This is a genomic window from Hydrophilobacter chitinilyticus, assembly GCF_049860745.1.
GTDB lineage: Bacteria > Pseudomonadota > Gammaproteobacteria > Burkholderiales > Burkholderiaceae_C > Rhodoferax_B.
This window is the reverse complement of the sequence record NZ_CP187561.1, coordinates 1,847,630-1,860,686: the sequence shown is the minus strand read 5'-3', so window position 1 is coordinate 1,860,686 and position 13,057 is coordinate 1,847,630. Positions and strand designations below refer to the sequence as shown.

Genomic DNA, 13,057 nt, shown 5'->3' with positions numbered 1-13,057 from the left:
GTCCACTCGTTGAAGTTGCTCACCTTTTACCTTGAGAGCTGGTCTGCCAGCCCCAAAACGCGCGCCACCTTTTGCCATGGTGTAAAGCCTACTTCTTCAAAGTTGCCGGTTTGAAACCGCCTAAGTCGCCAACAAGTGCCAACGTCGCAGCGGCAATGCCATTTAACGGATTTTCGCGGCAATACTTTTGGAAATATGCATCAATAGTTCCATCATCTGGCAATCTGGTCAATTGAGGCTGAGAGCTCCATAAGTTGTAGCTCGACAGAAAACCATAAGCCCATTCCGTATAAATCTGCTTATTGGCGTCAACCCGGCGATGTTCAAGAAAAGTACCACATTCAACCGTTCCAGCCCCTCGAATGTCGCCTATACGTTGAGCGTGGATTGGCGAACTTGCCATAACGACGAAAGCACCAAAAGCGATACCTAGAAAACAACTTATGGTTCTTCTCATTTTTTACACCCTATTTTTTGACAAACTCATTTTGGCAAACAAGTACAGAAAACGAAACCTCTAGGCTAGTTCATGTCTCTTGAGATGCATAGCGAATTTCAGTTAGCAGATCAAACCAAAATAAGAACAAAGGAGAGAGGGATGGCTACTCTATAAAGATGTCCAGATTTGAAAACTTGGAAACTTGTGAAAATACGCCTACAAGTCCATAAGTGAAAACGTAGACCCGACTTTGAGCTTCGCATGTTTTCAGAACTGGACTTATAGAACCTCTCACGATTTCATATCTGGACAGGGCACTGTGTTTTTCAGTAAGTCAACGTCCACCATTTGGCAAAGTCCAATCAGCCTTTGCACTTGTGCTGGACATGGTTAGCACAACCTTTGGTCGATAGGCTTTCGGCTCAAAACCATGCAGCGCATCAGCATCAAACTTCGTTGAAATGTCCAATGGAAACCAAGTCAGGGCCAACAGTTCGCAGGTGTTCGGAAGATGACCTACTCTGGTCACATACAAAAAGCCTGCACCTATCAGCTCCGACTTGCAGCGCCACAGCGTTGTCTTCGACCTCCAGCCTCGCTTACTGAGAATCGACCATGCTGCGGTTAGATTACCGTTGTTATCGCCCTTGTACTGTGAGGCAATATCCATCAGTAATTTGTAAGCATGGCCGCTAAGTGAAAAGAAGCCGGGAGCCTCTAGAACGCTCCGAGGAAAGGCCACGAATGGCTCAGTGTGCTTCGTGCCCTTATGGGGCTTCTTGCTCATCTTGCAGCGTCTGCCAGCCGCACCAGATAGCGATATAGCCCAGCCAACTCAATCGATGTCATACCAGCAAGATCAGGACTAAAACCTAAATGTGAAAAGCGCCAGGCCAACAGCTCCAAATCTTTCATCCAGTCATTAGGCAGTCGCATGACGCACCCCGCTTTCCAACACATACAGGCCAACACGATGGTCTATACCCGCACTAGTCGTAACCACCTGCCACAGCATATTGATCCTGTAACCCTCGTCACGCAATTCTTTGACTTGGGATGGTGGGTAGTAAATATCGAGTTCCTGACGAGCCTCATACGTTGATACCGCTGAGAGCATCAATAAGGCATGTAGAAGCCGCTCGCGTTGCGTATCTCTATCAGTACCTTTAAACTGCACCCGAATCGATTCAAGGGCTGCTTTCTTTTCAGGGGAGGTGGCCTTATTTTTTTGCATGGCTTGTCCCCCTTAAACCGTTGCCAGTTCAGTGCGCTTAATGTGTAAGCGGTGCACTAGCTCACGAATCTCAGCGTCATTTTTACCGGCAATACGTGCGGCATTTATAGCTTGCACTTCATTCGCGGGCCAACCCACTGAACGCTGTCCAATAGGCACGGGCTTGGTAAATAGCCCAGCGTGGATTGCGTTGTAGATGCTGGCGTGCGACCGATGCCCGGTTTCTACCTTGACGGCTGGCATTCTAAGAATCGTCATTGCTGCCCTTTCGTGTACGGCTATAGCCGTTGTTGCGATAGAGGCAATTGGAAATGTTCGACCTTGGGCAATACAACCTTGGGCCTTGGGCAATTTATGCCCCGGGTTTGAGCTTAGGGGGTCAGCCCTGAGCGTAGACCAACTCCCGCGAGTCGAGTAGCCGCTGCCAAGACCTCTTGAACATGTCCACTGTCATCGGCACCACTTTCGCCTTTGCTGCGGCTTTCGCTGGCGACGATTTTCCCGGCGGCGCGCTCGGCAGTTGCTTCGGATCAAATCCTAGCGAACGCAGTGCGTCCAGCACCTTTGCGTCGTTTAAATCACTACGCTTTTCAAAATTACGGGGAGCCGTAATGACTAAGGTTTCTGCGTTTGGCTCGACGGGTCTCAGATTTCTTGCAAGTCCTTGCGCCATAGCCAGTCGTCGAACATCTTGCGCAGCGACAAGCAAATCTGCCGTTTTCACACGTAGAGTTCCGGTTTTCAATCGGCGCTCATATGCGAAAGTCCCATCTAGCCCGAAAACCCTGCGCAAGACTTCGTCATCAAGCGTTCCAGCAGGCCACCCCATTGCTGGCAGCCGTTGCAGCAAGATCGTCCCGCTCACCTCGACAGAGCCATTTGCACGAAGCTCTGCAAATTCGACGGTTGAAAGTGGCGGACAACATTTGACTGAGCCTGCTTTATCCCCCGAACCGTCAAGCACCTCACTAACGTACAAAACATGCGCTGCCGCGCCATCAACTGCCATCTTCTGCAGTGCTAATTCATCCGAGCAATTGAGCGTTGTTGCCGCGTCACTGAAGCACACGTATTGAATATCGGAGGTTGTAGCTGTCTCGACGTTCCATCGATATGAGGCACCCTGCTTTTCCAACCAGACATTCACGTCAAGCGGTGTCACTACCTCCCAAAAGGTGCGCACGACCTTGGGCCGATATGGCATCTCACTGCGCGGGTCGCGTACACGAAGTTCGCCAAGCACTGCGGCCTCAACCAGACGATCTAAGAAGCTGCCGCGCGTCCCGTTGTGCCAACCTTCTTGCTCAGCAAGCGCAATGGCAGTGTTATCTAGCGTCCAAAAAAATGGCCCATCACCGTGCGGCGTCAACCGCAACTCAATGCCTCGCTCTTCAAGGAAAGGCCGCAGGTCATTGGGCAGCAGGACAGCACGCCGAAGCGCATTGCCGTAGGGGAGTGGGTGCCTACCAAGACCCATCGGGTTTCGAACAACTAGGCGTCCCTCGTGCGCAGCTTTGGCAAGGTCGCTCTCCAAGTTAATGCGCGCGGCTGCGTAGCTAAATTCATCGCCGTCAGACGGATGCAATGCCAGCGCGATCAAACTCGCAAGTTCAGAATATTTGACTAGCTGCCCATCTTCCACGGCCAGGAATCTTTCGCCATTCACAATTGCGCCCCTTGCGCCCCTGAAAAGATGCCAGCCCAGCCCGTCAGGGAAAACGGTTCTTCGGGGATCAGCCTAGGGCTGGCAAAACAAGTTAAGAAAATTACCTTGCTGCACCACCACCGTAGGCAGATAGACCTAGCGCAAATCCCACGTAGTACCAAAACCCCGTATTGGGTCTGCCAATAATTTGAATCGAATCTAGGAGACCAAGGCCCAAGTGCCCTATCAGCCACGAAACAAAATTCGTAACCACTGCATAAGGCGAGATGATCCCGTGCCAGACACCAGAAAAAAACCCATAGGGGTCATTTGCCACCTCTGGGCTGTAGTGGCTGGCGCACCCTGAAATAGTCGTGACCAGTAGGAGTAAATAAGCCCAACCAATGTTTCGAATCATGCTACTTTTAGCTGAATCACATCTGAACCAATGCGAAGCTTGTCCAAATAATTGGCCCATTGCTGCACGAGCTCAAACCGCTGCTTTAGGTACTGCGTTCGGTTGTAGCTGCGTCCGTTAGCGTCCTTCACTGCATGGGCTAAGTTCGCTTCGATTGCCAAAGGGTCAAGGTTCAATTCGTCTACCAACATCGTGCGCGCGCTTGCTCTGAAGCCGTGCCATGTCTGCTCCTTGCCAAAACCCAAAGCGTACAGGCCACTGCGTACAGAGTTATCAGATATAGGTCGATCGTGACTACGTTCACCGGGAAACACATACCGCCCGTGACCTGTCAGCGGCTGGATGGCGTGTAGCAGGGCCACCGCTTGCGTGGGCAATGGCACAACGTGCGCCTCTCCGTTTTCTTTTTCCAGCTTGGTGCGCTTCATCTTCATGCTGGGGATCGTCCACAGCCCCGCCTCTAGGTCTAACTCAGCCCACTCCATTTCCCGTAGGTTGCCGGGCCGCTGGTACAGCAGGGGGGCCAACTGCAGCGCTGTACGCACGATTGGACCGCCTTTGTAGCTCTTAATGGCACGTAGCAATTCACCCATGCGTAAAGGCTCCACGATGGCCGCGAAGCTCTTGCCACGGTATGGCGTGAGCCGGGCCTTCAATCCCTCGGTGACATTGCGTTGCTGCACGTCTGCCGTAGGTAACCAGTAGTCCCAAATTTGACGGGCCAGCATTAGCGCTCGATCTGCCGTTTCCAGTGCCCCCCGTTCCTCCACCTTGTGCAGCGCTGCCAGTAGCTCCATGGCATGAATATCAGCGATAGGCCGCTCACCAATCCATGGGAATAGATCGCGCTCTAATTGCCGCAACATGCGTCCGGAATGGCTTTCACTCCATTGCGGTGATTGCTTTGCATACCACTCCAAAGCAATGGCCTTGAACGTATCACCAGTGGAGCGGGTATTTTTGAGCTTTTCAAGCTTTCGAGCCTGCACAGGATCTACGCCCTCAGACTTCTGTGCCTTTGCGGCGTCTCGTGCCTCTCTAGCCTTTTTGGGGCCAACTTCTGGATAGCTGCCTAATGCCATTCGCCCCTCTTTGCCGTCTTTGCGGTATTTCCAGAACCAGCGCTTGGAACCGTTCGGAGCGACTTCAAGGTACAGGCCACCAGAGCACGCCAGCCGCACGCGCTTCTTATCGGGGGAACAAACGGCGTTTTTGCACTCTGCGTCAGTCAACATGGGGGAACACCTTTAAAGGGCTGGGGGAACAAATAAGGCTTTTCCCTCGGTGGTGGGGGAACGCACCGCCAGAACCTCAGAAATCCTGCCTTGTTCCCCCCATTGTTCCCCCTCGTTGCTATAGCAGTCAATAGCGCGCCTTGTACTACACTGCACTGTAAGCCGTTGATTTACCAAAGAAAAATGCCGCTAACTATCACTAGTTAGCGGCCTTTGTCAGGTGTGGTGGTGGAGCTGGGGGGATTTGAACCCCCGTCCGCAAGCCTTCTTCGAACAGTTCTACATGTGTAGCCGTCTGGTTTAAGTCTCGCCTTTTACATCGCGCAGTGGCACGCTATGCAAAACGCCAGCAACCTACTTTCTCGACTCACCCTAAGTTACCCAAGGCAAGCCCAGCCAAATAAAGTTACCCCGCAGCCTGGACTGCAACACCTTGCGGCATTGCAACCCTTGCCCAGCCTATTGGCTTGCTGTTGCGAGGCTCACGCGCAATTAAGCGGCGAGTGCGAAACGTTCGTCGTTTGCAGTTAGGATTTTTCTGCTGTTTTACGAGGTGACAGAACCTCGACATGCCCTGCTGCGCGTCCGAACCCACGTCGAAACCAGTGCAGCCCCAAGCGCCCTATTTTAGGTCACTTTGTCCAAGTTCAAGGACGCAATGCCTTTAGCAACTCTGACGGGGAAGATATCGTCAAATCAGCACCCCAAGCAGCCGGACCTTCGCCGCTGCCAAGGTAGCCATAAGCAGCCGCAACAGTACCGACGTTCGCGGCATGGCCCGCCACGATGTCACGTTCGTCATCACCCACGTAGATACATTGGGCTGGCGCGACGCCCATGCGTCGCATGGCCTCCAACAGTGGTTCGGGGTGTGGCTTGGCATGCGGCGTAGTGTCGCCACAGACCAGGGTGCCGGATGTGCTGAACAGCGGCATGGCCTTGGTCAAGGGAATCGAGAAACGTTCAGCTTTGTTGGTGACCACGCCCCAACGCAGCCCGCGTGCGGTCAATTGCTGCAGCAAATCAGCCACGCCGTCGAAAACGGTCGTGCGGGCCGTCAAATCGGATTCGTAATTGCGAAAAAATTCTTCGCGCATCGCAGGAAAGTCAGCATGGTCGGGCGTCATACCGAATGCCAATCCCAACATGCCGCGTGCACCTGCGCCGGCCATCGGCCGATAGTGGTCAAGCGGCAGCGACGGCATGCCACGGTCGGTGCGCATTTTGTCGACGGCGGCGCCCAAATCGGGGGCACTGTCGATCAAGGTGCCATCCAGGTCGAACAACACCACTTCTGCGTTTTTAAACATCTCAACTCTCGGTTAAATCTTGCGCGTGGCAATCATGTAGTTCACGCTGGTGTTGGCGCTGAGCCAGTAGCGTTTAGTCAGCGGGTTGTATTCCAGGCCGCTGGTTTGCTGCAAAGTCAGCCCCGCAGCGCGGGCGTAACGCGCCAACTCGCTCGGGCGAATCATCTTGTCGTACTCATGTGTGCCGCGTGGCAGCATGTTGAGCAAGTACTCGGCGCCGACGATAGCCGACATGAAAGACTTCAGGTTGCGGTTGATGGTCGAAAAGAACGCCCATCCACCCGGTTTCACCAAGTCAGCGCAGGCCTGCACCACAGAGGCGGGGTCAGGCACGTGCTCCAGCATTTCCATGCAGGTCACGGTGTCGAACGAGCCTGGCTGCGCGGCTGCCAAGTGTTCGGCGCTGATTTCATGGTATTCGATATTTGGCGTGGCTGCTTCCAACGCATGCAGGCGCGCCACTCTCAACGCTTTGGTCGATAGATCAATTCCCAAAACGTGGGCACCTTTGCGCGCCATTGAATCAGAAAGAATGCCGCCGCCACAGCCAATATCTAAAACCTTGTGCCCCTCGAGTGGCGACAAAGCATTGATCCATTCCAAACGGAGTGGGTTGATTTGATGCAGTGGACGAAATTCACTATCTGGATCCCACCATCGATAGGCTAATTCTGAGAATTTCGCCAATTCGGCCGGATCCGCGTTAAGTGCCGGTGTATCTGTCATAAAAACCTCGTCCAACGAAATGCTGGGCGTCAATTTAATACCTAAATAAAAAAACCCCGCCAGCGATAAGCTTGCGGGGCTCTTTTTGATGCCAGACCTGAGACAGGCCTGGCAACTTTCGACCAGTAATGAATTACTGAGCGCGGGTACCGACCACTTCGATTTCCACGCGACGGTTCTTCGCACGGCCTTCGGCGGTCTTGTTGTCGGCGACAGGTTGCTTCTCGCCCTTGCCTTCGGTGTACACGCGGTTCTTTTCAATGCCCTTGGACACCAAATAAGCCTTCACGGCTTCGGAACGGCGAACCGACAGCTTCTGGTTGTAAGCATCGCTACCAACAGAGTCGGTGTGGCCAACGGCGATGATGACTTCCAGGTTGATACCCTTGATCTTGCTCGTCAGGTCGTCCAGCTTGGCCTTGCCTTCTGGCTTGAGGACGGACTTGTCGAAGTCGAAGAATGCGTCTGCAGCGTACGTCACCTTGGTGGCGGCTGGAGGAGCTGGAGGAGCAGCAGGCGCAGGAGCGGCTGCAGCAGGAGCTGGAGCGGCTGGAGCAACAGCAGCTGCAGGAGCTGGTTTCACCAAAGCGCCGTCGCAACCTTCAGCTGCCGTAGCAGGCGTCCAGTTGGAATCGCGCCAGCACAGTTCATTGGTACCGTTCTTCCAAACCAATTCGCCGGTGCCATTTTGCCAGTTGTCGATCGTAGGGCCACCGTCAGCAGCGACAACACGTGTTTGCGCGCCTGCGGCCGTCACCAACGCTGCGGAGGCAAACAGCATCGCCACTTTATTCAATTTCTTCATGGTTCTCCTCTTGGGGAAAAAGGTGCAGCTGCGCTGCGAAACAGGACGCTCACAATGACCACCACCATGAGCGTTCAGTGAATTGTGCCACACGGAATTCTCAAACCAGGGCCCAACAACGCTCCAGTTGTAGGACGAAAGCCGATTTGGCGCGATGTGTTGCTCGTGCACGACAACGCGTTGATCGTAAAATGAATCTATTCGCCGCTTCACTCAGAAAACTTCATGACTCAGTTCGCAAAAGAAACCCTGCCCATCAGTCTTGAAGAGGAAATGCGGCGCAGTTATTTAGATTACGCCATGAGCGTGATTGTGGGCCGCGCACTTCCCGATGCACGTGATGGCCTCAAGCCCGTGCACCGCCGCGTCTTGTACGCGATGCACGAACTGAATAACGATTGGAACCGCCCCTATAAGAAGTCAGCCCGTATTGTGGGTGACGTGATTGGTAAATACCACCCGCACGGAGACAGTGCGGTGTATGAAACCATCGTGCGCATGGCACAAGACTTTTCCTTGCGCCACATGCTGGTCGACGGCCAAGGCAACTTCGGCTCGGTGGACGGCGACAACGCCGCAGCCATGCGGTACACCGAAATCCGCATGTCCAAGATCGCCCATGAGTTGCTGGCCGATCTAGATAAAGAAACCGTTGACTTCGGCCCCAACTACGACGGTAGCGAGCAAGAGCCGCACGTCATGCCAGCGCGCTTCCCCAACTTGCTGGTCAATGGCTCGTCGGGTATTGCCGTGGGCATGGCCACCAACATTCCGCCACACAACTTGAACGAAGTGGTGGATGCGTGTTTGCACCTATTGCGACACCCCGAAGCGACGATCGACGAGTTGATGGAGATCATCCCCGCGCCTGACTTCCCCACGGCCGGCATCATCTACGGCATCAACGGTGTGCGAGACGGCTACCGCACCGGCCGCGGCAAGGTGGTGATGCGTGCACGCTGCCACTTTGAAGACATCGACAAGGGCCAGCGCCAGGCCATCATCGTGGACGAGCTGCCCTACCAGGTCAACAAGAAGACGCTGCAGGAGCGCATGGCCGAGTTGGTGCACGAGAAGAAGATCGAAGGCATCAGCCACATCCAGGACGAGTCCGACAAGTCGGGCATGCGCTTGGTGATCGAGCTCAAGCGCGGTGAAGTGCCCGAGGTGGTGCTGAACAACTTGTACAAGCAAACCCAGCTGCAAGACACCTTCGGCATGAACATGGTGGCGCTGGTCAACGGCCAGCCCAAGCTGTGCAACTTGCGCGATCTGCTGGAAGTGTTCCTGGAACACCGCCGCGAAGTGGTCACACGCCGCACCATCTTCAACCTGCGCAAAGCCCGCGAACGCGGCCACGTGCTGGAAGGTCTGGCCGTTGCGTTGGCTAATATTGACGACTTCATCGCCATCATCCGCGGCGCCCCTACCCCGCCAGTCGCCAAGTCTGAACTGATGGCGCGCCGTTGGGATAGCAAACTGGTGCGCGAGATGCTCACCCGCACGCGTGCCGACGGCGGCGTGATCAACGCTGACGACTACCGCCCAGACGGCCTGGAAAAAGACTTCGGCATGGGCGCTGATGGCCTGTACCGCTTGTCTGACACCCAAGCGCAAGAAATTCTGCAGATGCGTCTGCAGCGCCTGACCGGCCTGGAACAAGACAAGATCGTGGCCGAATACAAGCAGGTCATGGCTGAAATCGAAGACCTGCTCGACATTCTGGCCAAGCCAGAACGCGTCTCCATCATCATTGGTGAAGAACTCACCGCCATCCGCGAAGAGTTCGGTCAATCGAAAATCGGCGCGCGCCGCAGCGTGGTGGAACACTCCTCGTTCGACCTCAGCACCGAAGACCTGATCACCCCGACCGACATGGTGGTCACGCTCTCACACAGCGGCTACATCAAGAGCCAGCCGCTGTCGGAATACCGCGCACAAAAGCGTGGCGGACGCGGCAAACAAGCCACGGCGACCAAAGAAGACGATTGGGTCGACCAACTCTTCATCGCCAACACCCATGACTACCTGCTGTGTTTCTCCAACCGTGGCCGCCTGTACTGGCTCAAGGTGTGGGAAGTACCGCAAGGCTCGCGCGGTTCGCGTGGCCGTCCTATTGTCAACATGTTCCCGCTGCAAGAAGGCGAGAAGATCAACGTGGTGTTGGCACTGACCGGCGACAAGCGCACCTTCCCGGCTGATCAATACGTGTTCATGGCGACCAGCATGGGCACCGTGAAGAAGACCGCGCTCGACGAGTTCAACAACCCGCGCAAGGCCGGCATCATCGCTGTGGGCTTGGACGAAGGCGACTTCTTGATCGGAGCCTCGCTGACCGACGGCGAACACGACGTGATGCTGTTCAGCGACGGCGGCAAGGCCGTGCGCTTTGATGAAAACGATGTGCGCCCCATGGGCCGCAACGCACGCGGCGTGCGCGGCATGACGCTGGAAGACGGCCAAAGCGTGATCGCCATGTTGGTGGCCGAAGACGAGCAACAAAGCGTGCTCACCGCCACCGAAAACGGTTACGGCAAACGCACCAACATCACCGAATACACGCGCCACGGCCGTGGCACCAAGGGCATGATTGCCATCCAGCAAAGCGAGCGCAACGGCAAGGTGGTCGCCGCCACGCTGGTGCACGCGGATGACGAAATCATGCTGATCACCGACAAGGGCGTTCTGGTGCGCACCCGTGTGGGCGAGATTCGCGAAATGGGCCGAGCCACCCAGGGCGTGACGCTGATTGGCCTGGACGAAGGCTCCAAGCTCAGCGGCCTGCAACGCATTGTGGAAAACGATGCAAACGACGGCGCTGGCTCAGGTGAGTCCGGCGAATCTGGTGAGCCAAGCGAAGGCGGTGATGTTGGCGAATCCAGCGCACCAGACGCATAAGCTCGCAACAACCTCGCCGTCTTGCCAAGACGCTAGCACTTCAATAGCACCCTACGCTTATCTATTGGGCGTAGGGGCCCGTTTTTACCCATAGACACTATGCAGCGCCCCTACAACTTTTCCGCCGGCCCCGCCGCCATCCCGCAACAGGTTTTGGAGCAGGCTGCTGCAGAAATGCTGAACTGGCATGGCAGCGGCATGAGCGTGATGGAGATGAGCCACCGCGGCAAAGAATTCATCTCGATCTACGAACAGGCCGAGGCTGATATCCGCGAACTGCTGGCCATCCCCAGCAACTTCAAGATTCTGTTCATGCAGGGCGGCGGCCTGGCTGAAAACGCCATCGTGCCGTTGAACCTGAGCCGTGGCGGCACGGCCGACTTTGTGGTCACCGGTAGCTGGAGCCAGAAGTCGCAAAAAGAAGCGCAGAAGTACTGCACAGTCAACATTGCGGCCAACAATGCCGGTCTGAACGGCAAGCCCGGCCACACCAGCCTGCCAGACGCCAGCACCTGGCAGTTGAGCCCCAACGCCAGCTACCTGCACATCTGCACCAACGAGACCATCGACGGCGTGGAATTCCACACCCTGCCCGACCTCAAGGCGCTGGGCAGCGACACCCCGCTGGTGATCGACTTTTCATCGCACGTGGCCTCGCGCCCGGTGGACTGGAGCCGCGTTGGCGTGGCTTTTGGCGGCGCGCAAAAGAACCTCGGCCCCGCTGGCGTCACGCTGGTGGTGGTGCGCGAAGACTTGCTCGGCCACGCGCTCGCCGTGTGCCCCAACGCCTTCAACTACAAGACCGTGGCCGACAATGAGTCGATGTTCAACACGCCCCCCACCTATGCGATCTACATCGCCGGGTTGACGTTTAAGTGGCTGAAGCAGCAAACCGCTGGCGCCTTGACCGGCATTGCCGCCATGGAGTATCACAACATCGCCAAGGCCGAGTTGCTGTACCGCACCATTGATGCCTCGCACTTCTACGTCAACAAGGTCGACGTGAACTGCCGCTCGCGCATGAATGTGCCGTTCTTCTTGCGTGACGAGTCGCGCAACGACGCCTTCCTGGCCGGCGCCAAAGCCCGTGGATTGCTGCAGCTCAAGGGCCACAAGTCGGTGGGCGGCATGCGCGCCAGCATTTACAACGCCATGCCCATCGAAGGTGTGCAGGCGTTGGTGAACTACATGCAAGAATTCGAAAAAGAGCAGGCTTGACCCATGCACGCAGACAAATCGCACAGCCCTGAGGGCACCCCTCCCGCAACCTTGGCCGACCTGCGTGTGCAGATCGACAGCATCGACCAGCAGTTGCTGTCGCTGCTGAACCGCCGCGCCAACGTGGCCGAACAAGTGGGCGAAATCAAGAAACGCGAAGGCTCGCCCTTCTTCCGCCCGGACCGCGTGGCCCAAGTCATTCAGAAGATCCAGAACGGCAATACCGGCCCACTAAAAGGCCAGCACGTTGCCACCATCTGGCGCGAAATCATGTCGGCATGCCTGGCGCTGGAGTCGCCGCAACGCGTGGCCGTGCTCGGCCCACCAGGCACCTTTACTGAACAGGCTGCACTCGACTACTTCGGTAGCGCGGTGGAATTCGTCTACTGTGCCAACTTCGACGAAGTGTTCCATGCCACCGCCTCCGGTGCATCGCAATACGGCGTGGTGGGCGTCGAGAACTCCACAGAAGGTGTGGTCACGCGCTCACTTGATCTGTTCCTGCATTCACCCGTGCACGTGGTGGGCGAAGTCAGCCTGCTGGTGCGCCACCACTTGCTGCGCAAAGACAACTCACTCGATGGCATTGAAGTCGTGGCGGCCCATCCGCAAGCCCTGGCACAGTGCCAGGCCTGGCTGAGCCACCACCTGCCGAACGCCGAGCGCCGCCCGGTGTCGAGCAACGCTGAAGGCGCACGCCTGGCATCCGAAAACCCCACCTGGGCAGGTATCGCCAGCGAACGTGCAGCCACCTTGTTCGGCCTGAACATCATCGGCCACGCCATCCAGGACGACGCCTACAACCGCACCCGCTTCGCCGTTATCTGCCTGCCGCAAACGCTGAGCACGCCTGATGCCACCGGCCGCGATTGCACCAGCCTGGTCGTGTCTGTGCCCAACAAGCCCGGCGCCATGCACGACCTGCTGCTGCCGCTGAAGCGCCATGGCGTGTCGATGACGCGATTCGAGTCGCGCCCCGCGCGCACCGGCCAGTGGGACTACTTCTTCTACATTGACCTTGATGGCCACCCCAGCCAGCCGCACATTGCAGAGGCCTTGAAAGAACTGCGCGAGATCTGCGCGTTCTACAAAGTCATCGGCACCTACCCCCTGAGCGCCTGAAAGAGCC

Annotated in this window: 12 protein-coding genes and 1 other RNA gene; 3 read left to right on the top strand and 10 right to left on the bottom strand. The window is 56.3% G+C overall.

Annotated elements, in window-relative coordinates:
• Nucleotides 1–88: 88 nt before the first annotated feature.
• The 10 genes from ACPWMG_RS08380 to ompA form a co-directional block, all read right to left on the bottom strand.
• A complete protein-coding gene (locus tag ACPWMG_RS08380; protein ID WP_483304186.1) occupies nucleotides 89–457 on the bottom strand; it encodes a hypothetical protein in 369 nt (122 codons plus the stop codon).
• Between the two features lie 316 nt (nucleotides 458–773).
• Nucleotides 774–1,226, bottom strand: coding sequence for a hypothetical protein (locus ACPWMG_RS08375; protein WP_483304185.1), 453 nt, complete (start codon nucleotides 1,224–1,226; stop codon nucleotides 774–776).
• A gap of 135 nt (nucleotides 1,227–1,361) precedes the next feature.
• A complete protein-coding gene (locus tag ACPWMG_RS08370; RefSeq protein ID WP_483304184.1) occupies nucleotides 1,362–1,673 on the bottom strand; it encodes a helix-turn-helix domain-containing protein in 312 nt (103 codons plus the stop codon).
• 12 nt (nucleotides 1,674–1,685) lie between these two features.
• Nucleotides 1,686–1,916, bottom strand: coding sequence for a helix-turn-helix transcriptional regulator (locus tag ACPWMG_RS08365; RefSeq protein WP_483304183.1), 231 nt, complete (start codon nucleotides 1,914–1,916; stop codon nucleotides 1,686–1,688).
• 136 nt (nucleotides 1,917–2,052) lie between these two features.
• Nucleotides 2,053–3,315 (bottom strand): hypothetical protein, encoded by a 1,263-nt coding sequence (locus ACPWMG_RS08360; protein WP_483304182.1) that lies wholly within the window; start codon nucleotides 3,313–3,315, stop codon nucleotides 2,053–2,055.
• Nucleotides 3,316–3,732: 417 nt separating this feature from the next.
• Nucleotides 3,733–4,971: a tyrosine-type recombinase/integrase gene (locus tag ACPWMG_RS08355; protein ID WP_483304181.1), complete on the bottom strand. Its 1,239-nt coding sequence runs from the start codon at nucleotides 4,969–4,971 to the stop codon at nucleotides 3,733–3,735.
• A gap of 226 nt (nucleotides 4,972–5,197) precedes the next feature.
• Nucleotides 5,198–5,586, bottom strand: a transfer-messenger RNA (tmRNA) gene (ssrA, locus tag ACPWMG_RS08350).
• Between the two features lie 32 nt (nucleotides 5,587–5,618).
• Entirely contained in the window at nucleotides 5,619–6,281 is a 663-nt protein-coding gene (gene gph, locus ACPWMG_RS08345) for a phosphoglycolate phosphatase (protein ID WP_483304180.1), read from the bottom strand.
• Nucleotides 6,282–6,293: 12 nt separating this feature from the next.
• Complete coding sequence (gene ubiG / locus ACPWMG_RS08340) at nucleotides 6,294–7,007, bottom strand: bifunctional 2-polyprenyl-6-hydroxyphenol methylase/3-demethylubiquinol 3-O-methyltransferase UbiG (RefSeq protein WP_483304179.1); 714 nt, start codon at nucleotides 7,005–7,007, stop codon at nucleotides 6,294–6,296.
• A gap of 133 nt (nucleotides 7,008–7,140) precedes the next feature.
• Nucleotides 7,141–7,812, bottom strand: coding sequence for an outer membrane protein OmpA (gene ompA, locus ACPWMG_RS08335; RefSeq protein ID WP_483304178.1), 672 nt, complete (start codon nucleotides 7,810–7,812; stop codon nucleotides 7,141–7,143).
• Between the two features lie 225 nt (nucleotides 7,813–8,037).
• Between ompA and gyrA the strand changes: the two genes are divergently transcribed.
• From gyrA to pheA, 3 genes are all read left to right on the top strand, one after another.
• Nucleotides 8,038–10,710, top strand: a complete 2,673-nt coding sequence (gene gyrA / locus ACPWMG_RS08330; RefSeq protein WP_483304177.1) for a DNA gyrase subunit A — start codon at nucleotides 8,038–8,040, stop codon at nucleotides 10,708–10,710.
• A 99-nt stretch (nucleotides 10,711–10,809) separates the two neighbouring features.
• Nucleotides 10,810–11,928 (top strand): 3-phosphoserine/phosphohydroxythreonine transaminase, encoded by a 1,119-nt coding sequence (gene serC, locus ACPWMG_RS08325; protein WP_483304176.1) that lies wholly within the window; start codon nucleotides 10,810–10,812, stop codon nucleotides 11,926–11,928.
• 3 nt (nucleotides 11,929–11,931) lie between these two features.
• Complete coding sequence (gene pheA / locus ACPWMG_RS08320) at nucleotides 11,932–13,050, top strand: prephenate dehydratase (protein ID WP_483304175.1); 1,119 nt, start codon at nucleotides 11,932–11,934, stop codon at nucleotides 13,048–13,050.
• Nucleotides 13,051–13,057: the final 7 nt, after the last annotated feature.